Origin of the sequence: Pseudoalteromonas sp. S1650 (assembly GCF_005887195.1) — a bacterium.
In the GTDB taxonomy this organism is placed as follows: Bacteria; Pseudomonadota; Gammaproteobacteria; order Enterobacterales; family Alteromonadaceae; genus Pseudoalteromonas; species Pseudoalteromonas simplex.
The window spans coordinates 1-24,816 of the sequence record NZ_PNDF01000052.1 but is presented as its reverse complement, the minus strand read 5'-3'; the positions used below and the strand labels follow the sequence as shown (position 1 = coordinate 24,816).

The 24,816-nt window shown below is 40.0% G+C and carries 26 protein-coding genes; 6 read left to right on the top strand and 20 right to left on the bottom strand.

All coding sequences use genetic code 11. The features are described from left to right. Nucleotides 1–116: 116 nt before the first annotated feature. Nucleotides 117–1,874, bottom strand: a complete 1,758-nt coding sequence (ggt, locus tag CWB80_RS15865; protein ID WP_054553879.1) for a gamma-glutamyltransferase — start codon at nt 1,872–1,874, stop codon at nt 117–119. 85 nt (nt 1,875–1,959) lie between these two features. Here ggt and rrtA point away from each other — a divergent pair, with 85 nt between their 5' ends. Both rrtA and CWB80_RS15855 read left to right on the top strand, forming a co-directional pair. Then, nucleotides 1,960–2,544: a rhombosortase gene (gene rrtA / locus CWB80_RS15860; protein ID WP_054553880.1), complete on the top strand. Its 585-nt coding sequence runs from the start codon at nt 1,960–1,962 to the stop codon at nt 2,542–2,544. A gap of 51 nt (nt 2,545–2,595) precedes the next feature. Beyond that, nucleotides 2,596–3,189 (top strand): hypothetical protein, encoded by a 594-nt coding sequence (locus CWB80_RS15855; RefSeq protein ID WP_054553881.1) that lies wholly within the window; start codon nt 2,596–2,598, stop codon nt 3,187–3,189. Between the two features lie 71 nt (nt 3,190–3,260). Here the strand turns inward: CWB80_RS15855 and CWB80_RS15850 are convergent, their stop codons facing one another. From CWB80_RS15850 to CWB80_RS15820, 7 genes are all read right to left on the bottom strand, one after another. Next, nucleotides 3,261–5,753 (bottom strand): prolyl oligopeptidase family serine peptidase, encoded by a 2,493-nt coding sequence (locus CWB80_RS15850; RefSeq protein ID WP_054553882.1) that lies wholly within the window; start codon nt 5,751–5,753, stop codon nt 3,261–3,263. Nucleotides 5,754–5,858: 105 nt separating this feature from the next. Then, nucleotides 5,859–6,983, bottom strand: a complete 1,125-nt coding sequence (locus tag CWB80_RS15845; protein WP_419177739.1) for an endonuclease/exonuclease/phosphatase family protein — start codon at nt 6,981–6,983, stop codon at nt 5,859–5,861. 35 nt (nt 6,984–7,018) lie between these two features. Then, nucleotides 7,019–7,951, bottom strand: coding sequence for a YeiH family protein (locus CWB80_RS15840; protein ID WP_054553884.1), 933 nt, complete (start codon nt 7,949–7,951; stop codon nt 7,019–7,021). Continuing rightward, on the bottom strand, nt 7,948–8,178 hold the full coding sequence (locus CWB80_RS15835) for a DUF2798 domain-containing protein (protein WP_054553885.1): 231 nt from the start codon (nt 8,176–8,178) through the stop codon (nt 7,948–7,950). Before CWB80_RS15835 ends, CWB80_RS15840 begins: the two co-directional genes overlap by 4 nt. Before the next feature lie 143 nt (nt 8,179–8,321). Beyond that, nucleotides 8,322–9,470, bottom strand: a complete 1,149-nt coding sequence (locus tag CWB80_RS15830; protein ID WP_054553886.1) for a 5-(carboxyamino)imidazole ribonucleotide synthase — start codon at nt 9,468–9,470, stop codon at nt 8,322–8,324. A gap of 1 nt (nt 9,471) precedes the next feature. Then, nucleotides 9,472–9,954, bottom strand: a complete 483-nt coding sequence (gene purE / locus CWB80_RS15825) for a 5-(carboxyamino)imidazole ribonucleotide mutase (protein WP_054553887.1) — start codon at nt 9,952–9,954, stop codon at nt 9,472–9,474. Between the two features lie 411 nt (nt 9,955–10,365). Further along, the gene (locus CWB80_RS15820) at nt 10,366–11,952 is read right to left on the bottom strand and encodes an ABC-F family ATPase (RefSeq protein WP_138599574.1); all 1,587 of its coding nucleotides are present in this window, start codon (nt 11,950–11,952) and stop codon (nt 10,366–10,368) included. Nucleotides 11,953–12,156: 204 nt separating this feature from the next. Here CWB80_RS15820 and CWB80_RS15815 point away from each other — a divergent pair, with 204 nt between their 5' ends. Together CWB80_RS15815 and CWB80_RS15810 are read left to right on the top strand one after the other, a co-directional pair. Continuing rightward, the gene (locus tag CWB80_RS15815; RefSeq protein ID WP_054553889.1) at nt 12,157–12,678 is read left to right on the top strand and encodes a TetR/AcrR family transcriptional regulator; all 522 of its coding nucleotides are present in this window, start codon (nt 12,157–12,159) and stop codon (nt 12,676–12,678) included. Between the two features lie 171 nt (nt 12,679–12,849). After that, the gene (locus tag CWB80_RS15810; RefSeq protein ID WP_054553890.1) at nt 12,850–14,058 is read left to right on the top strand and encodes a porin; all 1,209 of its coding nucleotides are present in this window, start codon (nt 12,850–12,852) and stop codon (nt 14,056–14,058) included. A 65-nt stretch (nt 14,059–14,123) separates the two neighbouring features. Here the strand turns inward: CWB80_RS15810 and CWB80_RS15805 are convergent, their stop codons facing one another. From CWB80_RS15805 to CWB80_RS15775, 7 genes are all read right to left on the bottom strand, one after another. Further along, on the bottom strand, nt 14,124–14,507 hold the full coding sequence (locus tag CWB80_RS15805; RefSeq protein WP_054553891.1) for a nuclear transport factor 2 family protein: 384 nt from the start codon (nt 14,505–14,507) through the stop codon (nt 14,124–14,126). Between the two features lie 319 nt (nt 14,508–14,826). After that, nucleotides 14,827–15,711, bottom strand: coding sequence for a GGDEF domain-containing protein (locus CWB80_RS15800; protein WP_054553892.1), 885 nt, complete (start codon nt 15,709–15,711; stop codon nt 14,827–14,829). Next, nucleotides 15,702–16,061 (bottom strand): group I truncated hemoglobin, encoded by a 360-nt coding sequence (locus tag CWB80_RS15795; protein ID WP_054553893.1) that lies wholly within the window; start codon nt 16,059–16,061, stop codon nt 15,702–15,704. Before CWB80_RS15795 ends, CWB80_RS15800 begins: the two co-directional genes overlap by 10 nt. Nucleotides 16,062–16,347: 286 nt before the next feature. Further along, a complete protein-coding gene (locus CWB80_RS15790) occupies nt 16,348–16,662 on the bottom strand; it encodes an antibiotic biosynthesis monooxygenase family protein (protein WP_138599573.1) in 315 nt (104 codons plus the stop codon). Nucleotides 16,663–16,667: 5 nt separating this feature from the next. Continuing rightward, nucleotides 16,668–17,078 carry a GFA family protein gene (locus CWB80_RS15785; protein ID WP_138599572.1) on the bottom strand — a complete coding sequence of 137 codons (411 nt, stop codon included), beginning with the start codon at nt 17,076–17,078 and terminating at the stop codon, nt 16,668–16,670. Nucleotides 17,079–17,099: 21 nt separating this feature from the next. Continuing rightward, nucleotides 17,100–17,531, bottom strand: coding sequence for a DUF3859 domain-containing protein (locus CWB80_RS15780; RefSeq protein ID WP_138599571.1), 432 nt, complete (start codon nt 17,529–17,531; stop codon nt 17,100–17,102). Nucleotides 17,532–17,613: 82 nt separating this feature from the next. Beyond that, nucleotides 17,614–18,093, bottom strand: coding sequence for a GNAT family N-acetyltransferase (locus CWB80_RS15775; RefSeq protein WP_171041545.1), 480 nt, complete (start codon nt 18,091–18,093; stop codon nt 17,614–17,616). Between the two features lie 80 nt (nt 18,094–18,173). Between CWB80_RS15775 and CWB80_RS15770 the strand changes: the two genes are divergently transcribed. After that, on the top strand, nt 18,174–18,374 hold the full coding sequence (locus CWB80_RS15770; RefSeq protein ID WP_054553898.1) for a hypothetical protein: 201 nt from the start codon (nt 18,174–18,176) through the stop codon (nt 18,372–18,374). A gap of 40 nt (nt 18,375–18,414) precedes the next feature. On the opposite strand, the gene htpX is transcribed toward CWB80_RS15770, so the two are convergent. From htpX to bioB, 5 genes are all read right to left on the bottom strand, one after another. Beyond that, nucleotides 18,415–19,275, bottom strand: a complete 861-nt coding sequence (gene htpX / locus CWB80_RS15765; protein WP_138599569.1) for a protease HtpX — start codon at nt 19,273–19,275, stop codon at nt 18,415–18,417. Nucleotides 19,276–19,449: 174 nt separating this feature from the next. Then, the gene (gene bioD / locus CWB80_RS15760; RefSeq protein WP_138599568.1) at nt 19,450–20,133 is read right to left on the bottom strand and encodes a dethiobiotin synthase; all 684 of its coding nucleotides are present in this window, start codon (nt 20,131–20,133) and stop codon (nt 19,450–19,452) included. Nucleotides 20,134–20,146: 13 nt separating this feature from the next. Further along, nucleotides 20,147–20,938, bottom strand: coding sequence for a methyltransferase domain-containing protein (locus CWB80_RS15755; protein ID WP_138599567.1), 792 nt, complete (start codon nt 20,936–20,938; stop codon nt 20,147–20,149). Continuing rightward, nucleotides 20,935–22,068 carry an aminotransferase class I/II-fold pyridoxal phosphate-dependent enzyme gene (locus tag CWB80_RS15750; protein ID WP_138599566.1) on the bottom strand — a complete coding sequence of 378 codons (1,134 nt, stop codon included), beginning with the start codon at nt 22,066–22,068 and terminating at the stop codon, nt 20,935–20,937. The genes CWB80_RS15755 and CWB80_RS15750 overlap by 4 nt, the downstream gene beginning before the upstream one ends. 7 nt (nt 22,069–22,075) lie before the next feature. Next, nucleotides 22,076–23,116 carry a biotin synthase BioB gene (gene bioB / locus CWB80_RS15745; protein ID WP_138599565.1) on the bottom strand — a complete coding sequence of 347 codons (1,041 nt, stop codon included), beginning with the start codon at nt 23,114–23,116 and terminating at the stop codon, nt 22,076–22,078. A 98-nt stretch (nt 23,117–23,214) separates the two neighbouring features. Here bioB and bioA point away from each other — a divergent pair, with 98 nt between their 5' ends. Then, on the top strand, nt 23,215–24,507 hold the full coding sequence (gene bioA, locus CWB80_RS15740; protein ID WP_138599564.1) for an adenosylmethionine--8-amino-7-oxononanoate transaminase: 1,293 nt from the start codon (nt 23,215–23,217) through the stop codon (nt 24,505–24,507). Nucleotides 24,508–24,816: the final 309 nt, after the last annotated feature.

Genomic DNA, 24,816 nt, shown 5'->3' with positions numbered 1-24,816 from the left:
ATTGCAATGACAATTCACCTTGTCAGACCATTGAAGAAAATGAATTTTATGCTCTAAATAGCATAGCAGATAGTATACATGAAAACTCAGCAGCTTTAAGGCTGCTGAGCTTGTTTTTAGTGGCTTTTATCACTTAAAGCGATGCCTTCGCGGCGCGGATCGGCTGCGCCATAAAGTTTACCGTTTTTAACTTCAACAGCATGTAAACCAGAGTTTAAATCTAGGATACGAACTGTGTGTCCGCGGTTAACAAAATCAGCTTCGGCGTTGGCAAGTTCAGTGCCCTTTTCGAGGCTTGTGTAATTATTACGATTAGTAATGCGCGGTAAGTTAATGGCTGTTTGCGCATCTAGGTTCCAATCAAGCACTCCTACAACCACTTGAGCTACATAATCAATAATACGGCTACCACCCGGCGAACCAACCACTAAACGTAAGCTGCCGTCTTTGTTAAACACCATGACTGGCGACATGGAACTACGCGGACGTTTACCTGCTTCAACACGATTAGCCAATGGCTTACCATCTTTAGTTGGCGATAAAGCAAAGTCGGTTAGTTGATTGTTTAAAATATACCCGTTCACCATTACTGTTGAACCAAACGCCATTTCGATAGAACTTGTCATCGACACAGCGTTACCTTGGCTATCGACAATCGAAACATGGGTCGTTGATGGCAGCTCGTATGCATCATCTTGCGCGTATGCAACTGAGTTTGGCGGTGTGCCTGCTTCTGCGTGAGTATCTTTTTCAGAAATAAGTTTTGCGCGACCAGCAATGTAGTTTTTATCGAGTAATCCTTGTGTCGGGATTGTCATAAAATCTGGGTCGCCCATATACACGTTGCGATCAGCAAACGCTAAACGTGATGCTTGGGTAAAGTAATGTAGAGCTTGAACAGAGTTTGGTTTAAGTTTAGCCATATCTTTATGTTCAAGTAAGGCTAAAATCTGTAACACAGCTACACCACCGCTACTAGGTGGTGCCATTGAGCACACTTCGTACTGGCGATAATCAACACACACAGGTGCGCGCTCTTTGCTTTTGTAATTGGCTAAGTCTTCAACCGTTAATGTACCCGGTGCAACAACTGAGTTTTGCACTGCATGCACAAGCTCTTTAGCGTTTTCACCTTTGTAAAATGCATCAATGCCCTGTTTCGCTATATCTTTATAAAGCGCGGCTAGTTCAGGATTCTTTTTCACGGTACCTACAGCAAGCGGTTTACCATCAGGGAAGAAGTAGTCACGAATAACAGGTAGCTTAGTAACCCCTGGGTTTAATTCTTTAGCCAATAATTGATGTAAACGCGGCGACACAATAAAGCCTTTATCAGCCAATTCAATGGCAGGGGCAAACAAGGTTTGCCACTCTAACTTGCCATAACGTTTATGGGCAGTGGCAAAGGCATCTAAAATACCCGGTACACCAACAGAACGACCACCTACAACGGCTTCAATCCATTTTACGGCTTTACCGTGCTTATCTAAAAATAGTGTTTCATCAGCATTGCTTGGAGCCGTTTCACGGCCATCAAAGCTAGTTAGGCTTTTGGTTTTGTTGTCGAAGTACATCATAAATGTACCGCCACCGATCCCCGACGATTGCGGCTCTACCAGTGTCAGTACTAATTGCGTTGCAATGGCAGCGTCAACCGCTGAGCCGCCTAGCTCAAGCATTTTTTGCCCTGCTTTTACTGCATAAGGGTTTGCTGCTGCGACCATGTACTTATCGCCTTCAACAACCTGCTTATGAGCAAAGCCCGTTGCAGCTTCAGGTTCGCGAGTTTCAACTTTTGCAGGGGCTGCGAAAATAGCAGTTGAATAAATTAATGAGGTGGACAGAGCTAACAGCGCTTTGGTTTTGAATAACATAAATAAACTTAATCCCGTAGTGTATTTGGCATCTTAAAATTAAACGTGCACAATAGGCGACAATCTCAGATACACCAAAAATAACATGATAAACCTGCCCCTGAAACTAGAATATATTCTGCCGCCACTGTGTTTAGTAATACTAAGTTCCTCATTTGCTACGTTTAACTTAAATGAATATCTTGAATTTAACCGTGAGTTAGTTGCAAATGGTGAATTTTGGCGTATTTTCACTAGCCAATTTGTGCATGCTAATTGGCCACATTTAGGCTTAAATTGCGCCGGAATTTTATTAGTTTGGGCTCTACACGCTGAGCATACAAGCCCTGCTCGCTATGCGTTTAATATTGCCATTCTTGCATTATGGTGTGGCATAGGTGTGTGGCTATTTTGCCCAGATATCCAAATTTACACCGGATTAAGTGCCCTACTACACGGTGTGATCATTTGGGGAGCAGTTAAAGATGTACAAGCAGGCATGCTATCAGGCTGGTTATTGTTCGCTGGTACTTGGGCTAAAGTGATTTGGGAGCAAATAGCAGGCCCAAGTGAATCGGTGAGTCAACTAATCGCGTCTAATGTTGCCATTGACGCCCACTTTATCGGCGCAGTTGGCGGCACACTGTTGACTTTGCCTGTCTTCATTAAAATAATAAAAAAGCGCGGGTAACCTTACTCGCTATTTACAACTGCTCTTTGTTAACTAGAAAAGGAATTTTAGATGAATGAAAATAAAGGAGATATTTACCTTCGCATTATCCTATTTTGCCTTTACGGGCCTCTATTGGCTGGGCTATTTGGCCAGTTGGTAAACTTAAAATTTGTTTCACCAACGTTTATGGCAAGCCTTGATAATATTTATTACATCATAGTATTTTGCTCACTTTGTATTGGGTTTTGTCTGTTGTTAGCAAAATACAGTATCGTTAAAGAATCGTTTAAGAATAAAATTATTGCTCATTTGACCCTTATTCTTAGTATTTTGTATTCATGCTTAATGTTCTTTGGCATTGGTTTACTTATATTATTCAACATCATGTTTAACTCAAATACTGATTACGTTCACCAAGAACAAGCATTTGAATATCGCACCTTTTATGTCTACACATCAGACCCTGGAGCTTTTGGAACTGCTCACCATTATGTGTATTTAAAGTGCCCTGTTTCGTTTAATCGCTATGAATTGGAGTTAATAGCTAATCTATCATGGATGAAAGACTATAAAATGAGTTTAGAGGGTGATAGTTTAATTTTTGAAAACGACTCAAAAGAAGGTAAGACAGTACTCGATGTGAGTGAATTTTACTGCAAATAACCCTATATATAAATCCTATTGCAAACAAAAACAGCCACTTAAAGTGGCTGTTTTTAATTTATGCTATTGAATTAAAGCGTTTCTTTAAATAACTTATAAATACGGCGATATTCATCTAACCAGCTTGATGGTTGTACAAAACCATGCGGCTCAACTGGGAAGATCGCTGTTTCAAAGTTTTCTTTTTCAAGCTCAATTAAGCGTTGTACTAAGCGAACTGAGTCTTGGAAGAATACATTGTCATCAACCATAGGCGCATTAATTAATAAACGACTCTTAAGCCCTTCAGCAAAGTAAATTGGTGAGCTCTTTTCATAGGCAATTGGGTCAACATCTGGGTGGTTTAAGATGTTAGACGTATAAGGACCATTGTAGTGAGCCCAATCAGTTACCGGACGAAGTGCAGCACCTGCTTTGAATAAATCAGGTTGCGTGAATAGCGCCATAAACGTCATGAAACCACCGTAAGAGCCACCATAAGTGCCTACAGCTTGTGTATCTACGTTTGCGTTGTCTGCCATCCAGCTTACGCCGTCTGCTAAATCTTGGATTTCAGGTGTACCCATTTGACGATAAATAGCTGTACGCCAATCACGGCCGTAACCTTTTGATGCACGGTAGTCCATGTCCATTACTACGTAGCCTTCTGAAGCCAGTAGTGAGTGGAACATAAACTCGCGGAAGTAACCAGACCAACCCATGTGTGAGTTTTGTAGGTAACCAGCACCGTGGTTAAAGATAACTGCTTTACGGTTTTTACCTGTTTCGCCTTCTTTATAATCAGCTGGGTAATATACTTTTGCGTAAATTGGCTGATCAGTATGGCTTGAAGGCACAGCAACAATCTTAGGTGCAATTAGTTTCTTCGCTAAGAACTCATTAGATACTGTATGCGTTAACTGAGTTGCTTGGGTGTTTGCTTTTGCATCAGCAACATAAAGCTCAGGCGGCGACATAATTTTTGAATGAGTTAGCAATAGTTTGCTTTCATCTGGGCTTAACTGGTAATCAGTCATACCATCAAGGTTGGTTACTTGCTCAGATTCACCGTTTGCAGGGTTTACACGATAGATTTCGTAAAGACCTGGGTGCTCAACGTTGGCTTTGTAGTAAATCGCTGAGTTATCAGCTGTTAACGTTAAGTTAGAAACAACAAATTGGCCTTTAGTAAGCTGCGTTGCTTTACCGTTTAAAGGCTTTTTGTAAATGTGGCTGTAACCAGACTCTTCAGATAAGAAGTAAAGCGTGTCTGAGTTGTTCAACCAACCAAAATCATTGTATGCATAGTTAACCCACGCATCGTCATGCAGACGGTGTTGTGAAACAAGTTTATTGTTTTGTGTATCAACAGTCGCTAACCAACGGTCTTTGTTGTCCCATGCTTCTAGCATAAGAGCCACTTGTGAACCATCTGTGTTCCATTGGATTGCACTTTGGTCCCAACCCCAATCCATCATTAAGTTGATGGCACGTGGTGCTTTTTCAGACTTATAAGTTTTGCCATCACGGGCGTAGTTTTCTTTCTTAACAGCTGCAAGTACGTCTTCATCAAAACCAGGTAAGGTATCGAATGCAAGCGTTGTTTGCTCGCCTGATTTAAGGTCGATGTAAACAACGTCTGAGCTGATTGGTTTTTCATCAGCAACACGACGGCGTACTTTTTCTGCTTTTACGCGTGCATCATCGGCAATGTAATTAGGCATGATATCGCCTTCATCGCGCCATGAACGGCTTTCTGTGGTTACTGCAACAAGTGCTTGGCCATTTGGTGAAAGCTGTACATCTGCTAAACGCTTACCTTTACCTAAATAAAATTGTGCATTAGCAATGCTGTCGTTTTGCTCGTTGATTTGTGCTTTACGCTCTTCACTATCTTTTTTGTTTTTGTGCGTAAGCGCAATGTAATCAATTAGTTTGTGCTGCTCTTTTGCAATGTAAGTGTCTGGCTCTTGTACACCTTTAGGTGCATCGTCTAGGTGTAAGTTAACTAATTCAACTTGACGACCCGTTGCTAAATCAACTTTATAAAATGCATTACCTTGGCGATATGCAAGGCTACCATCAGTTAAAAACTGTGGTTTTGATTGCTGTGCGCTATCGTGAGTGATTTGTGTAATTTGCCCATTGCTTAGGTTTTTAACGAAGATATTACCTTCAAATGCATAAGCCTGTTGTTTTTTATCTGCCGAGTAAACGGCATTTTTAGCGCCTACAGTGTGTAGTTTGTTTAACGCTAATTGTGATGCAGATTGGCTATTTACCGCTTGAACGTATAAATCGCGTAACTCATTGCCTTGTTGCTTTTGTGCATAAACGATGCTGTTAGAATCACCATTCCAGAAAGCACGCTCAGGTTGACGGCCTAACCAATCAGGGTGAGCCATTGCTTGCTCTAACGTGATTTCAGCTGAACCTGTATCAGCAGGAGTAGCAACTACTGGTGCTACATTGGTAACTTGTTCTTCAGAAGGCGTTGAGGCGGTTGATTGACAACCTGCTAGCATGAAGCTAGATGCGACTGCGAGAGCCACTAACGTTTTATTAGCAGTGGTTTTGAATTTCATAGTGCTTCTTACGGGTTATTATAATTCGCCCTATTTAAGCAGAAGCACTGATGAAATAGCAATTTTTATAGGATAAACAGCCAAACTTTTCCGTTTAATAACAGCTTATTTTATGCTGATATCAAGCCATACCATACGGTGATCAGATGATGCGTTACGATCTTTAATTAAACGGAACAGTTCAGAGTTTTTCTGTGGCCAAAAAACGCCACCATCGTTTATCTCAATACCATAATTTGAAGGTAAAACGTAATCAGCACGAGCCTGCCAATAAGCGGTATAGTTTTTAGCGTAATCTTCTTTATACGATTCTTTTGCACCTTTGCTTGTTGGCGTAAAAGAGGTATTCACTAATGGATTTTTTAAAATTTGGTCTGTTGTATTCGGGCGTGCCTTACCTCCTTCTGGCGCAGCATTTAAGTCACCAACAATAACAAAACGGCTTTTCGCTTTTAAGCCACCTTTTTGACCTTTATCATCGTAAATGTAGTTAGCATTGTTGATGTAATCTGCAACTAGGCGTACTTCATCGTGGTTACGCTTACCGTTACGGTCTTCGTCACCATCAAAAACAGGCGGCGTTGGGTGCGATGCAAGCAAGTGAAACGTTTTACCTTTTACATCTATTGGTAAATCCCAAAAAGACTTAGAACTTAGGTGAATTGCTTGCCACTCTTCAGCTGAATACCAGTTTTTACCTGTTTTGGGGTCGACAGGCATTTGTGCATTTGGCATATCTTTGTATTTGAATGTTTGTAATGTACGCGCTTTATCTAAATCGATTGGGTAGCGCGACAATACTGCCATTGCATAATGCCCCTCAAAGAAGCCAAAGCCGTGTGCGTCGCCTTTGTAATGCCCCTTTACACCATCGTTATCTAGGTCGAACTCAGTAGGTAAACCAGTGTTAACAGGTGCAATAAAGTAATACGGGTAATCGATGGCAACTTGCTTATTTTGCGATACTTGCAGGTAGTTTTTACGAAATACGTTAATGCCTTTGTCGGCATCAATATAATCAAACTCATTGAGTAAAATTACATCAGGTCTTACGCGCTGAATAATTTCGGCAATGTTACGAATTTGCTGGTGGTTACTGGCTAATGCTTTACTTAGAGCATCTTTATCTATTGCTTCGCCTTTTTTAGCATAGTTAGTGGCATCCATACTCACATTAAAGGTAGCAACACGTAAATCAGCCGCCGATATATTGTTAGCAAAAAGGCCCATGGCCAGTGCTATTGAAGAAGTTAATAAAGCGTTTTTCATGAAATAAATCCGTCTACTATAAGTAGTAAAATAATACTGGTGACAATGATCCATAAGATCATCGCCATGATAAAAGGTTTAATGCCCGCTTGTTTTAAGACTGAAATAGATAAACCACTACCAATCAAAAATAAGGTCATTACTAACACTTGTTTAGCACCAACATTAAGTGCATGCCACAATGCTTGATATTCAGGAAAGCTTGAATTAATCAGTGCCGCCGCTAAAAAGCCAAATATAAACAATGGGATACTGGCTTTTTCGTCTGATTTCCAAAACACACCCGCAATGCTTGTATAAGGGATTATCCACATCGCTCTAGTTAGTTTAATGGTTGTGGCAATAGCAAGTGCTGATGCGCCATACGCAGCGGAAGCCCCCACTACACTACTGGTGTCGTGAATAGCAAGTGCAGCCCAAACACCGAATTGTTGCTCAGTCAGGCCAAAGTAATGACCAATCATTGGGAATAACACTAAGCCAAGGGCGTTTAATAAAAACACCACAGCGAGTGATATAGCTACTTCGTGATCTTTTGCCTTTATAACCGGCGCCATTGCTGCAATGGCGCTACCACCACAAATGGCGGTACCAAAAGAAATAAGTACACCGGTGTTTTTATTTAACTTAAATAACTGAGATAAAATTTCACCAAGGCCAATAATAGCGGTAATACTAACAATAGTAAGCACAATAGAGCTGCGACCTACTTCTATAACTTGATTAAAATCAACAGCAAAGCCTAAGCCAATCACCGCCAACTTTAGCATCCATTTACTTATTTTTTGTGACTGCAAAGCAAATGGGTTGCCTAATATCATGGCAAATAAAGCACCGACGACAAGTGCCGTAGCAGAGCCAACAAATGGTAATGCTGATACTAAAAATAGTGCAATAAATAGAAACTGCTTTGGGCGTTCGGCTATCACAACGGTGCTCTGATAAGTTTATTGGTTAGCTTATGCACCACAGGTGCAACAAATATAACAGTAGGAAACGCCACACAAAATGCAAAAGCCCATGCTTTAAGCCAAATGGTTGCAATGTTATCGATTAAACCAACGTTAAAAATGCTGATCACTAAAGACATAAATCCAGACATAAACAGCGCCATAAAGAACGCAAATACGACTGTTCTTAATCGAGGATGTAACATAACGATCTAATATTAATATAAAAACATTAGTCTATAGCAAGATGACCCTGACGCAAGTGCTTTGAGACAAGAGGTACAAAATTAGCGAAGTTTGCGGGTAATTAAAAAGCCGAGATAAACTCGGCTTTTAGAATTTAAACTGATTAGTTTAAAATAAGTTGAGTGCTTGTATCAGCAACTCCTGGGTAGTCTTGCTCTGGTAGAATTTCAGCCAGTGCCGCTAAACGTTCACCTAATTGGTGAAGGTTATCGGCCGATACATTGATATGACCCATCTTACGACCTGGTTTAGCCGTTTTACCATACCAGTGACTTGTAACGTCTTGCGTTGCCAGTACTGAGTGTGGGATTGAAGGCTGACCAAGTACGTTGATCATAGCAGTAGGACGAAGACACGCTGTACTACCTAATGGTAAACCTGCAACAGCGCGCATGTGGTTTTCGAACTGTGAGCAATGTGTACCCTGCTGTGTCCAGTGACCAGAGTTATGAACGCGTGGCGCAATTTCGTTAACTAATAACGTACCTTGTACATCAAAAAACTCAATTGCTAATACACCCACATAGTCAAGCTCTTGCGCAAGCTTGTTAAAAGCAAGCTCTGCTTGTTCTTGAATTGCTGCTTTTTCTTTACCAGCAACTGAAAGCGTAAGTACACCATTGGTGTGTTGGTTTTCAGTCAATGGATAAATAACGGTGTTACCCGCTTTGTCGCGAGCACCAATGATAGATACTTCGCGGTCAAATGGGATCATCTTTTCAGCGATAATAGAATGCGGCGCACTTTCAGTGCCTGATGCTATGAAATCTGCCATTTCTGACCAGATTTGGTCAATTTGATCATCAGACTTTAAGCGCCATTGCCCTTTACCATCGTAACCCGCTTGGCAAGTTTTGATCACAAGCGGCTTGCCTAAACGCTCTACAGCAGCAACAAGGTGCGCTTTTTCTGTAATTAATTGGTAAGGCGCGCATTCAACATTTGTTTTATCAAGTAATGCTTTTTCAAGTGCGCGGTCGCCACCTGTTTTAATTGCCGCTTTACCCGGATAAAACTTATTGCTTTGACAACATAATGTAAGTACATCATCAGGAATGTGTTCAAACTCTGCTGTAATTGCGTCTGCGTTATCAATAGCTTGTTGTAATGTGCTGTTATGAACTTCACCAGTTAATGGATGAATGATTTTTTCACTACCCACATCGTAGGCAACAACATTTAAATCAAGCGGTGCACCCGCTAAGCTCATCATGCGAGCTAACTGACCTGCACCTAAAATTAGAATATTCATATTACTCTGCAGGATTAGGGTTAGCTAAGATAGTGTCTGTTTGTTCTTTACGGAAAGCTTCAACTTTTGCGAAGATTTCAGGCTGTTGGCAACCTAAAATTTGTGCCGCTAAAAGGCCAGCATTTGCAGCACCCGCTTCACCGATAGCCAATGTACCGACCGCAACACCTTTAGGCATTTGGCAGATAGATAATAACGAATCTACACCATTAAGTGTTTTAGACTTAACTGGCACACCTAAAACTGGCAGTGATGTAAACGCCGCAGCCATACCTGGTAAGTGCGCAGCACCACCGGCACCTGCAATAATAATTTTAATGCCGCGATCTGCAGCTGAGCTTGCATAGTCAGCAAGTAATTGAGGGGTACGGTGAGCAGAAACAACTTTAGTTTCGTATTCAATGCCGAATTTTTCTAGCATTAACGCCGCATGTTCCATCGTTGGCCAGTCTGATTTGGAACCCATAATAATGCCAACAGTCATAAATACACCTCAGTTAAATAGTTTTCTAAAAAGCGGACTTTTGTCCTTATTTTGTGGCGGTATTATATACCCAAACCACATCAAGATGCGAGTTTCAGTTGGAATTAAAAGCGATTTAGGCAAGGCATTGATTGCAAATAATAGTGGTTCTATTGTTAAAATCGATAACGCAGTATAAATCGCTTTTAAACCAACCCGTTGGGCGCTTCACAGGCACTCACTCTCATCGTTGTTACTTCTTAAAAGGGACTGCCATTTCTACAAAGTAACGCCTTGATATTAAGCACCTGTGAAACGCTGAATTCTGTATCTTGATGTGGTTTGGGTATATCCCCTAACTCACATCAAGATACGACTCTAGAAGCACAAAAAAGCCATGACATGCATGGCTTTTAATCACTCATCAACTAATTAAGCTTCTTTGCTTGCTAGGTACTCAGTGTATGTACCTTTAAAGTCGATAACTTTGCCGTCTTTGATTTCCCAAATACGGTTAGCTAGTGATGATACAAATTGTCTATCGTGTGATACGAACAATAATGTCCCTTCGTATGCTTCAAGTGCTAAGTTAAGCGCTTCGATAGATTCCATATCCATGTGGTTGGTTGGCTCATCCATTAATAAGATGTTTGGTTTATGCATCATAATTTTGCCAAACAGCATACGGCCTTGCTCACCGCCTGAAATCACTTTTACTGACTTTTTGATATCGTTTTGTGAAAACAGCATACGACCTAAGAAACTACGAACAACTTGCTCGTCGTCACCTTCTTGTTGCCATTGTTCCATCCACTGGAATAAGTTCATGTCTTGTTCGAACTCGTCAGCATGGTCTTGTGCGTAGTAACCGATATTAGCGTTATCAGACCATTTAAATTCACCTTGTTTTGGTGCTAAACGACCAGCAAGGGTATTTAATAGTGTGGTTTTACCAACACCGTTCTCACCGATAATTGCAATGCGCTCGCCTACTTCAACTAGGCCTTCAAGGCCAGTGAATAGTGTTTCTTCAAAGCCTTGCGTTAAATTTGTTAGCTCTAAGGCATTACGGAATAACTGCTTTTCTTGCTCAAAACGAATAAACGGGCTTTGACGAGAAGATGCTTTAACTTCTTCAAGCTGAATTTTATCAATTTGTTTAGCACGTGATGTGGCTTGCTTTGCTTTTGAAGCGTTCGCAGAGAAGCGCGATACGAACTGTTGAAGTTCGGCAATTTGGCTTTTCTTCTTGGCATTTTCGCTTAGTAGACGCTCACGAGCTTGCGTTGCAGCAAACATGTACTCATCGTAATTACCTGGGTAAATACGAAGCTCACCGTAATCGATGTCGGCCATGTGTGTACAAACTGAGTTTAAGAAGTGACGGTCGTGCGAAATGATGATCATGGTACAGTCGCGCTGGTTTAACACGTCTTCTAACCATTTGATGGTGTAAATATCCAAGTTATTGGTAGGCTCATCCAGAAGCATGATATCTGGATCAGAGAACAGCACTTGTGCAAGTAACACTCGTAGTTTAAAACCCGGTGCGATTTCAGACATAGGGCCGTAGTGTTGCTCTGTGCCAATACCTACACCAATTAGTAACTCACCCGCTTTTGCTTCTGCTGAGTAACCATCTATTTCGGCAAACTCAGTTTCTAGGTCTGCTACACGCATACCGTCTTCTTCGCTCATCTCAGGTAAGCTGTAAATACGGTCACGCTCTTTTTTTACTTCCCACAGCTCTTTATGACCCATGATTACTGTGTCGATTACAGAAAACTCTTCGTAAGCAAACTGGTCTTGGTTTAGTTTAGCAATACGCTCGTTTGGATCTGTGCTAACATTGCCTGAAGATGGCTCTAGTTCACCACTTAGGATTTTCATGAAGGTTGATTTACCACAGCCATTCGCACCGATTAAACCGTAACGGTTACCATCGCCAAATTTTGCTGAAATATTTTCGAATAAAGGTTTAGCACCAAATTGCATGGTGATATTAGCTGTACTAATGATAGCGGTACCCTCCAGCGGGTAAAAAGTAAAACGAAACTGCGGGCAATTTTAAACTAAAGCCGCTTGGCACGCCATGAAAGATTAGTTAAATCAATTCCTCAATTTACAACTGAAATTGTTAGGTCTACATTTAGTGAACACGCTCACTTTTATTAGTGAACGCGCTCACTTTTAAATTTAACTTTAAAAATTAAGATATTAGCTATGGGTAATTACGATAAGACACATCAGCATATTTTAAATGTTGCTTGGCAACTTTTTTCTAAACATGGATTCAATGAAACCTCTACACGGCAAATATCTTCTACTTGTGGTATTGCAATCGGTACTTTGTTTAAACATTTTGATAGTAAAATTGCGATTTTAGAAGCATGTCTTGATCTAAGGTTTCATGACGTATTAGAACTTGCCAAAGAAACCGACATTCACCGCCCTCCTCGTCTTAAAATCAATCATTATGCTCAATACTTTTATCAATTTTACTGTTTACATCACCGCTTTTATAAAGTGCTTTTTAGCCAACGCTTGTTCTGCAAAACCTTTCAACAACAACACATGGAACTAATTCAATCATTAGTATTTGCCGATCAACCCCAATTTAATAAAGTTAAAGCTGCTATATTACTCGACTGCTATTTTATGACCTTATTGTATGGCTTAGGCGCTGAAACTCCGAATACAAAATTGATGCTGAGAACGCTGAGTCAGAAAGTGTCTATATTTTAAGCTCACTAACTCATTGATAATTCGATATTGTGAACCTAAAGTGAATAATTTTTCCTCAAACAAGGTTTGTTGCATGATAATTTTTCACTTTTGACCCAATTTTAGCTTTGATAATCTCCGACTCTTAACTAAATTATACCTATTAGGGACAATATTTAATCAAGGTACATTATGAAAAGAACACACGCTGCCTTTTTTGTTGCGGGCATGATAAGCATGCCTACAGCGAATGCCATCGAGATCTACAACGATCAAACCAATAGTGTCACTATAGGTGGCTTTATAGATGCAAGGGTTATTAATACACAAGGTGAAACAGAAGTAGTTAATGGTGCATCACGAATCAATTTAGATTTTAAGCGTCAATTAAAAAATAGCTGGCAAGCCTTGGCATTATTAGAATGGGGTGTAAACCCTGTTGGTAGTAGTGACATTATTTATAATAATCGCTTTGAATCGATTCAAGATGAGTTTTTATATAACCGACTTGGCTATGTTGGCCTTAAACATGAAGACTATGGTCAAATTACATTAGGCAAACAATGGGGTGCATGGTATGACGTTGTTTATAACACCAACTACAGTTTAGTGTGGGATGGTAACGCCGCGGGTGTTTATACCTACAATAAAGATGACGGTGCAGTAAATGGTACTGGTCGCGGTGATAAAGTACTACAGTATCGTAATACGTGGGGAAAATTTCATCTTGCCCTACAAGCGCAACTAAAATCAGATGACTTTTATACCTGCGACATTGCAGACATATCACGAAGTTCATGTGAACTGTTATTTAATCAAGGTAATGCCGCAGCTCAAAGAGTAGAGTTTAATTCAACCTATGGTGCGGCTATCACCTACAATGCAACAAATAATTTAAAATTTACTGCAGGGGTTAACCGAGGTGAATTTGATATTGTTTATGCAAACGGTCGCGATCAACTCGTTACAGATCTTATCTATGGTGTTGGTGTTACTTATGGTGATTTTTATAAACCAGGCTGGTATGCATCAGCAAATATAAATAAAAACGAAAACCACGACACCGACAACTTAGGACGCTTAATCAAAGATGCCGTTGGTTTAGAGTCAATTCTAAGTTATCGCTTTGATAATGACATTCGTACTTTTGTTGCCTATAACGTATTTGATGCAGGTAGTGACTATGTTATTCAGCCTAATTTTAATGCCGACCCTGAAGATGTGTTTAAACGCCAATTTGCAGTTTTAGGTGTGCACTACTTTATGGCTGAAGATACCATTTTATATATCGAAGCTCGTAAGGATTTTAGTGACTTTTCAAGTAATGACGCAGAGCAAGAAACACAGATGTCTCAAACCGAAGATGACGGTATAGCTATCGGTTTTAATTACACTTTGTAGTTACGATAAACACTAAGCCCACTATTGTGGGCTTTAAACTCGCGATAAATCACTTACGTACATATTCAATACATTGAGTTACCATTCAAAGTCTCTTGTGGGATCTGTTGTATTGAATCCCAGTGTTCAACAATCTTGCCATTTTCATCAAACCGAAAGAAATCCATAGTGACATATTGGTCATTACCAGGCCATATTTGGTGAGTATGAAGCGCAACAAGATTACATTCTGCTATAGCACGAACAAAATCAATTTTCTTATCTGGATATTCATTATGCATTTTTTCAAAATAGGTAATGAATGAGGCTGTTCCATCACCAACTAAAGGATTATGTTGTATGTATACTTCGCCTACATACTTTTCAACCGCTAGAGATGGATTTCCTAGATAAGCGGTTTTGTAAAACTCAATAGCATTTCTCTTATTTAATTCTAAATCAACCGACATTTAGCACCTCTTCACAAATTTGTTGATTATGCTTGTATTTAAGAAATGTAAGACAAGCTAATTACACATTTTACTAAAGCATAATAGTTCCTTTTCTGAATATTCTATTTCTACCAGAGCTATTAACTGATAACTAGCCAGAAAAGTTAGCAATGGAGCGTTCAAATTTCCGATAAAAACGAATGACGGTTACACTTCACTTTATGAAATAGCTTATATGTTACGTATGTTGGAATAGGTATGTGTTAGCAGAAAAGTAAACTATTAATCTTTAAGCGAATCTAAAATGTATTCAGTACCAGTAAACCAAACTAGCACTTTAAGCACCTTCAAAATTTACTACACGCGAACGGCCATTCTCTTTAGCAATATAAAGTGCTTTATCAGCATTATTCAAAAGCTCATCAAGTGAAATGCCGTCTTTACCATACACAGCAACACCTGCGCTAAACGACATGCCTATATTTGAATTATCAGGTGTCATTAGCTTTATGGTCTTAGTTGTTTGAAGTAGTTTTTCTGTATTGGCAAAACAAAACGTGTCTTTAATGTTTATTTGAATAAGGCAAAACTCTTCACCGCCAAGTCTTGCAAAATAACACGTATCATCAATGCTATCTTTTACATGCTTCGCAAAGGTGACTAATACTTGGTCGCCAAAATCATGGCCAAATGAATCATTAAAACGCTTAAAGTGATCAAGATCGATAAGTGAAACAGTACAACTAAATTCTTCATGTTTTGATTGTAACTGACTGAATTTTGCAAACAAGGCTCGCCTATTTGGGACATTTGTTAATTGGTCAGTATGAGCAAGTTCAAACATTTGCTTACTGTAGTCTTCTAAGAGAGTGTTTGTTCGGTTAAACAAAAACTGGTTTCTCTTAAGTTCGGTTATATCCTCACCTTCAACAATGACGTGCTCACCGACTACATTGGCAGTAAATCTAAAAATATGACGATATGAAGCATCATTAATTTCCACTTCAAGCTTATCTGTATCATTTTCTAATAATTTCGAAATAATTAATTGTAATAAGCTTCTGTTAGTTGGATTGTTCGATGCATCTAGATAATGCTGTGCAACAAGTTGAAATGAGTTGTTTTGAAATACTACCTTGTGTTCATTAGCCGACAAAACAACGACAGGTAACTGCAAATAATTTAAAACAGAATAATCCGCGTTGTTTTGTTCTAATGACATACGATAAAGTCTCGTTTTGTTTCAAGCTTAGCTATGACTTGCTTCGCGTCGTCTTCTGATATTCCTTGTTCAGAAAATGTAAGCGACAAGATATTTATCATTTCTTGCCAATCTTTAAGATTAATACCTAAATTTTTATGGGCTTGTGCTAGCTGTTCATCACTGATGTAATCAGGTCCACCCATTAAAGATGAGATAAAACTTGTTTGATGATGAATTAACCTTTCCATGTTGGTATGTTTAAAATGAGCATTAAGGGTTTCTGACTTCAAAATATTGTCATAAAACTTTTCTATGACTTTATAAATTCGAGAAAAACCACCGTATTTGATAAACAAAGAAGATTCCACATCGAGTCCTGTATTATCGATAAATATTTAAGTAGCTAATAAGGCACCACAAAAGATGACAAGAAAGTCTGCAAGCTATTGATATTTAAATTATAGAAAGGAAAAGAGATTTTGCATTTTTGAATAAGCAAATAATGGGATTATTCTCATTTGTTGCACGTGAATATTAATAGCCCCTCTTACACACCATATCTGTTGATTTAAAAATCTTAAATTCAAAGATATTTGCCGAGATTGAAATAAAACTCAAAACAGTATGATGTGTTCTTTTTATAGTTGATGGCTATTACAATGAATAATCACGTTCTACTTTAGCAATACGCGTTGTAAAGGCGCTGTACCATTTGTCTCTACCACCGAGCTGTTGGGCGTTTAAGTGCTCAACGTTTTGTTTCCAGGCTTTTATCGCATCTAAGTTTTGCCAATACGACACCGTAATACCCATACCATCACGAACAGACTCTATACCTAAATACCCAGGTTGTTGCTCTGCAAGTTCCACCATTCTATTGGCCACTTCTTCATAACCGGTGGTATCACCCGATAAGGTATTCGTAAAAATTACGGCGTAATAAGGCGGTTTTGGTGTATTCGCTATCATGGCTGTTACTTCCCCCTACTTGGTTCAAAACCATCATAACATGGAATTTTTTCGTCAAATGTATCCCAATTTGCTTTAGAGCTTACAAAGTTATGGCTGATCGGGCGCTCATTTATATCGCTATCTAATAAACCTAAGCGAATACGTAAGCGGCTTGGGTCATCTTTATTCTCGCTATAAATAGGTGAGCCACAATAGCTACAAAAATAACGAATTCTGCCGGGTTTAAATTCAAACGCGCTTAGATGCTGCTTACCTTCTGTGAGGTTAAAACCATCTCGTTGAATAAAGCCATTGGTTGCGTAGGCTGTGCCTGAGTTTTTACGACATAAGGAGCAATGACAATGAATAATTGAGTCTATACCACCAGCAATAGTTACTTTTACTTTGCTGCATAAACAACTTCCTTGATACATAGTCCCTCTCAGGTTTAAAGATTAATAACCGCGATGCTTCCAAAATTCAGTGGCAGTGCTTTCGGCTTCCTTTAATAAGTTAAAGGATTTATCAGCAATTATATGGCCATTTAACTCAATAGTCATGCGCCAAATACCTACTTTATTGTCAACAGGTGCCCATATCGTATCACCTAAATAAAACTGCCAATCGTTTGTTTTAACGTACTGTTCGCCCTCAAACGGTGGCATGATCTCGCCATCTTCATCCGGAATATCTGGGTGGTAAACGCAAAATTTAATTTTTTGTCCTTTGGCCTTTTTAATGTTAACTATAAAGCCAAATTCAATATCTAACTGTGCAGGAACGTCTGTTGTAAACTCGGTGATTTGTGGCAGGTCTTTCTCTTTTGCATCCCAATGACTGTAAATGCCGTAACTTTCAATACTGGTAATTGGCTTTGCTTTTGCCATAGCTGCAAGCGCTCCTTTTTAAAAATGAGGCGCTATTTTATAGTAGCAACCCTAGCAGAACAAGATTGTACTATTATAGTAATTAGCTAACGTATTTTACCCAGTGAGTGTCATGTTTTTGAAAGCCACATTTAGTTAAAAGTTTAATACTTGCGCTATTATTTGGGTTAACTAAAGCTAACACACTGTTTAGCGGAGCAGGTACAAAGGTCGTCAGTTTTTCAAATAGCATATCTAGTACCTTTTGCATTATTCCTTTGCCAAAGTATTGTGACGACAACTCAAACCCCAACATGCCCTGCCCGTCAATTATGTTAAATATGCCTACGCTGCCAATAACCTGCCCACTACTTCGTAAAACAATAACTAAACGAATGCCTTGTTGATTATAAAAACGTTCTATGTCGCCTTGAATAAAGTCGTACACGTCACCTTTCGTTATATCAGCGCCGTAATCATTAAACGTTTGTACTTGCGGATCTTTTAAAATATCCCATATCGCTTGGCAATCTCTATGACGAATTGGACGTAAGTCAAAGGCTAAGTCATCGTGGCTAGACACGTTAATTTCTTCTTTTTGCTTTATGAGCTGGCATTATTGTCTTACTATAAACGCAATTTCAAGCAATTAGATTAAGTTCGATGAGTGAAGAATTTAAAGTAATTCAACCTACCACCACAGTATACTGTAAAGAACGCGGTGAAGGCTGGACCTTAACAGGGATCACAAGTATTGATGAACATACTTCTGTGATGTTTGATGGCGTAAGGTATACCTTACCGGCCCGTGAAATTGTTGAGGTATTATTGCCACAACAACTCGAGCGAGAGAAAAACCAATAATAAAAAAAGCCAGCATCAAGCTGGCTTTTTCGTCTTTAAATTAACGTAATGCGTTAATACGCTCATCAAGTGGTGGGTGTGATGAGAATAACTCAGCAACACCTTTACCGCTTGCAATACCAAACGCCATCATTGAACCTTCTAGTTGTGATGGGTGGTTTTGTTTTAAACGCTCAAGGGCGCTACGCATTTTGTCTGCACCTACTAGTTTTGCTGCGCCGGCATCCGCAGAGAATTCGCGTTTACGGCTATAGTAAGCAACAATCACACTTGCTAGAACACCAAATAACATTTGGAAAATCATATCGAACAAGAAGTAAGTCCAGCTACTACCACCCTCTTCTTCATCACTATTAAGGAAGTTATCAACAATACCTGCCAATACTTTCGCCATAAAGATAACAAAGGTATTCACTACACCTTGAATAAGTGTCAGCGTTACCATGTCACCATTTGCAATGTGAGATACCTCATGAGCCAATACCGCCTCAGCTTGATCTTGGTTCATGTTGTGTAATAAACCTGTGCTCACAGCCACCAGCGAGTTGTTCTTACTTGGGCCGGTCGCAAATGCGTTCATTTCAGGGCTATCGTAAATAGCCACTTCTGGCATCGCGATACCTGCTTTTTTAGCTTGCGCTGCTACCGTCGAAACTAACCATTGTTCTGTTTCAGAACGAGGTTGTTCAATAACATGTGCACCGGTTGATTTTTTTGCCATCCATTTCGACATAAATAACGAAATAAACGAACCACCAAAACCAAATACGGTCGAAATAACTAAAATGCCGCCTAGACTGCGATGGCTAATACCCAGTACGCTCATCAAAATAGACAACACAATACCTAACACTAGCATTACCGCTAAGTTAGTCAGTAGAAACAAAAATACACGCTTCATAAAAACCTCAGAATAAACATACCAATTGTATTAACTAACGACATGGTTAAAAATCGTTAGTTAATAAAATTATCTGGGTGTTCTACCAACTCAGTTTAGGGCTTATGCAATTGGTTGCAAGGAACTAATTGCAACCAATTGTGACAGAGTATGTCAAAAGTAACAACTCAATTATTATGGGTTGATAGATAAAATTTCAAGTAAGGTTTTGTAAATTTTTAATTTAGGGGTGCCGTCTGTATACGGACTAATCGCTAAAAGCGGGAAAGGCAATGCTGATTTTAGTGTTTCTAAATTGGCGTCTTGTTCACGCATGTTTGGGTCTACATGATTTGCAATCCAACCCACACAATTTACACCGAGCGCTTTAAAGTGAGCAGCTGTCAATAGTGCGTGATTAAGGCAACCAAGCTTCATGCCTACTACTAGAACAACATCAAGGTTTTGTGATTTAACCCAATCGCACAGTAAATCAGTTTCGTTGATAGGTAAACACCAACCGCCTGCACCTTCTGTAAGAATATAATCGGTATTGAGTGCTTTTACATTTGCATAAGCAGTATCGAGTTTATCAAATGTAAGTCTGTCACCTACTTGGGCAGCTGCAATATGCGGTGCAATGGGTGGCTCATAGGTAAAGGGGTTAACAATGTTGTATTTAACACCAATTGATGAGCTTTCCATTAAGGTTAATGCATCATCATTGACTAGCTGCCCAAATGCTTCTTCGGCACCTGCTGCAATGGGTTTAAACCCAACCGCACGCTGTTTATGTTGTGCTAGTAAGTTTAATAATAAACTGGTGACATGGGTTTTTCCGGCATCGGTGTCTGTACCCGTGATAAAAAATTCTTTCATTTTTGAGTTAATTCTATTTTTCTAGTTCTAAAAGGACAACTTGATAGCTCACTCTAGCATGCCCATCAACCAGAGGGTAAGCCTTACAAACACTATTAAGTGCCTGTCTTGTTAATAACCCTTTGCGTTTTTGCCTAGTTTGCAATGAGGTAGCACCAATCGCTTTTATCGACCGCAGCGCATCTAAGGGAGAGTTATAGGAATCTATATAACATCTATCGGCTGCAAAATTCAGTTTAAACCCCGCCAATTTTGCATACTCAATAATGTGACTAGCATTATGAAACTGATTAATATGGTTTTGCTCATCTAAACAAGCAAAAGCCTGTTTGATCTCTTTAAGGGATCCATCTACCACGCAGCTTAAATAAACCTTACCGCCCGCTTTTAATGCGGAAAAAAGATTTTTAATTAGTGCCTCTAAATCAGCAGACCATTGCATTGCAAAATTACTAAACACACAATCAAGGGAGTTTTGCTGTAATGGTAGGTTATCCATATCAGCACACACTTTTAAACAACGTGGGTTTTGCTCTGTGCTTAGCATGGAATGACTTAAATCCATTGCTAATACAGTATCAAAATGTGTTTTAAGCATTGCCGTGTTAACTAAAGGCCCAGCTCCTAAATCAAGGCAAGTACCCTGCTGATGTTTACTTGCCATCATTTTAAATAAGTGCGCAGCTGCTTGTTTTTGTACATTAGCATGGCTCGCGTAATTTGCAGCCGCTTTAGAGAACTTAGTTTGTGTTGTTAGCTTATTACTGTGTTGAAAGCTTAAAGGCGCTTGCAGTTGAACACTCATAAACACTCCACTAGCGAATCAACCAGTTTTTTTATATCGTCAGCTTGATGCGCGCTACTTAGAGTTATCCTAAGTCGTGCCGTATTAAAAGGCACCGTGGGCGGTCTAATAGCAGTTAACCACACGCCTTTCTCTTTAAGCTTATTAGCAACGGCAAGCGTGTGTTCTGCATCGCCCAATACCAAAGGCTGAATAGCCGTTGTTGATTCCATCAATGCTAAGTTATGCTCTTTGGTAAGCGCTCTAAAGTAGGAAATATTCTCTGAAAGCTGAGCACGTCTCTTATCCGCATTTAATAACCTTTCGAGTCGCTCTAGAGTACAACTTGCCATCAGTGGTGACATCGCCGTTGAATAAATGTATTCGCGATTAAACTGCAGCATGTAATCAATCATTTGTTTTGATGCAAGCAGGCAAGCACCACTACTTGCTAGTGCCTTGCCAAAGGTGATGATCAGTAAATCAGGCTTGATTGCCTCACAACTTCCTAAACCTTGCTCGCCCAATACGCCAAAGCCATGAGCATCGTCAATCATCAGCCACGCGTTGTATTGTTTAGCGAGTTTACAGAGTGCTTCAATGGGGGCTTGATCGCCATCCATCGAAAATACCCCTTCGCTCACTATGAGCTTATGCTTTGCTTTTGACTTTTGTAACCGAGATTCTAAATGCTTAAGGTCGTTATGATTAAAGCGCACCATGGCAGCGGCAGAATGAAGTCCACCATCAATTAAGCTGGCATGATTAAGCTTATCTTGAAAAATTGCCGATGATTGCGCCACGGTTTTATCTTGAAACAATGCTTTTAATACGCTGCTATTAGCACTAAATCCGCTATTAAATAACATGGCGCTTTCGTAGCCTAATAACTCGCATAAACGCTGCTCAAGCTGTTGTTGTGGTTTATTATAACCATTCACTAATGCTGAACTGTGGCTACCTAGTTGCTGCACTTGTATCTCAATAAAATCATCCGAAAAGCCAAGGTAGTCATTACTGGCAAAATTTAAATACTCTTTACCTGCAACCTGAATAAAGCGCCCGCTTGATTGCTCAACAAGTTGACGCTTTCTCAGTAATGCCTCTGCTTGACGCTCAACAAGATGCTCGGCAATAAAATCAAAAGCCATTTAATTGCTACGCTTCGTAAAATAGTTCTGATGTTGCTTTATCAGCAACTTTTGATGAAAGTGATGCTGCAACCGCTTCATCAGAATAATCTTCACGAGTTTCTGGGTTCATGCCTAATTTTTTAATTAGCAGCATGTCTGCGTCTGCTTCAGGGTTTTCTGTAGTCAGTAGTTTATCACCGTAGAAAATTGAATTAGCACCAGCAAAGAAACACATAGATTGCATTTGTTCATTCATCGCCGTACGGCCAGCAGATAACCGAACATAACTTTTCGGCATCATGATACGTGCAACAGCAATGGTACGAATAAACTCAAAATGGTCTAAGTCTTCGACATCTTCAAGTGGCGTGCCTTTAACCTTAACCAACATATTAATTGGTACACTTTCTGGCTGTTGCGGTAAATTTGCTAATTGCATTAATAAACCAAAACGGTCAGCAGCTTGCTCGCCCATACCAACAATACCGCCAGAGCATACTTTCATACCGGCATCACGCACGTTATCGATGGTGTTTAAACGGTCTTGGTAAGTACGTGTTGTAATGATCTGCTGGTAATACTCAGGTGATGTATCTAGGTTATGGTTGTAGTAGTCAAGACCCGCGTCTTTTAATGCATGGGCTTTTTCGTTATCTAGCATGCCAAGCGTCATACAGGTTTCAAGGCCGAGCTCTTTAACCTCTTTTACCATTTTTGAAATATAAGGCATGTCACGCTCTTTCGGATCAGACCACGCAGCACCCATACAAAAACGGGTTGCGCCTTTTTCTTTGGCAACACGCGCTTGCTCAACCACTTTTTCTACTTCCATAAGGCGTTCACGGTCTAAGTCTGTTTTATAATGACCTGACTGAGGACAATATTTGCAATCTTCTGGGCAAGCACCGGTTTTAATCGATAACAAAGTAGAAATTTGTACTTCATTTGGATTGAAGTTTTCACGATGCACACTGGCCGCTTTAAATAACAAATCATTGAACGGCATTTCAAATAATGCTTTTACTTCTTGGTGAGTCCAATCGTGACGGACAACTGCGTGCTCCATAATAGTCTCTTTTTTTAAATTATTGGGACGGTTAGATTGGCTTAGTCTACGACTTGACGTAACATTGTCAACGAATCGAAGTAATATAAAGTTTACATATGATTAATAAACAACCAATAGATTTAGATTTTGATCGTGAGCATATTTGGCACCCTTATACTTCTATGACTCAGCCCCTTCCCGTTTACCCAGTCAGTCATGCCAATGCAAATCGTATTTTCTTAGAAACAGGCGAAAGCCTAATAGATGGTATGGCCTCTTGGTGGAGTGCCATCCATGGTTACTGCCATCCTGTTTTAAATGAAGCAATCACCCAGCAAGTTAGCAAAATGAGTCATGTCATGTTTGGTGGCTTAACTCATGAGCCCGCTGTTGAGCTGTGTAAAAAGCTAGTCAGTATCACACCTGAGTCACTCGATAAGGTGTTCTTAGCCGACAGTGGCTCTGTGAGTGTTGAAGTTGCCATAAAAATGGCCTTGCAGTACTGGCTTAGCCAAGGTTACACCAGCAAACAAAAACTAATGACCCCGCTTAAGGGCTACCATGGCGATACCTTTGCGGCGATGAGCGTTTGCGATCCGGTTAATTCAATGCACAGTATGTACTCAGGATTTTTACCTGAACATGTTTTTGTACCTGCGCCGAATGCTAAATTTAATGGCGAGTTTAGCCCTGCTGAAGCTGATACGCTTGAAAGCTACTTTGCAGCTCACCACCAAGATGTTGCGGCATTTATCATTGAACCCATAGTTCAAAATGCTGGGGGCATGAATTTTTACCACCCTGATTACTTAAAGCACCTACGCATTCTGTGTGATAAGTATGATGTTTTACTTATTTGTGATGAAATCGCCACAGGCTTTGGCCGCACTGGCACCTTGTTCGCTGTTGAGCACGCCAACATAGAGCCTGATATTTTATGTATTGGCAAAGCATTAACGGGCGGCATGATGACTCTATCAGCAACATTAACCACCAGCAAAATCGCTGTTGGCATTAGTGAAGGTGAAGCCGGCGTATTAATGCATGGCCCAACATTTATGGGTAACCCGCTTGCCTGTGCTACAGCCTGCGCAAATATTAATTTACTGCTCGATCAACCGTGGCAAGAGCAAATTGAACATATAAATGATGTTCTAACAACCCAGCTTGCTAAGTGTAAGCAGCTCGATGCAGTCGCTGATGTGCGAACATTGGGGGCAATTGGTGTTGTAGAGCTTAATAGAAGTGTAGATGTAGCAAAGATTCAACGCTTTTTTATCGAGCAAGGTGTGTGGATACGCCCGTTTGGTAAATTAATTTACTTAATGCCACCCTACATAAGCGACGAACAAAACTTAACTAAGTTGTGTAACGCTATTTATGCAGCCATAGAACAGCAGGCGTATTAGGGCGTATTGACCCTTTGTGATTAATTTTGCAGCAGTGTGTTTGGTATTTAGGCAAGACAGAGCCTATGTAGTGTGATTGTTCCACATAAATAGGCGATAACGCAGCATCAATGCCAAACACGCGCTGCCCTTCGGGTTCTTCCTAGGGGCGATTAACTCTTTGTTACCTACATGGATGTAGGTAAGGGGCGTGAGCAGGACGCGGTAGCTTTGCTCGATTTTTACTTAGCCCACTAGGTTACAAATCTCGCGCCGCGATTAAATCGCCCCTAGAGTGAACAAATTTTAATCCACAAAGGTCAACACGCC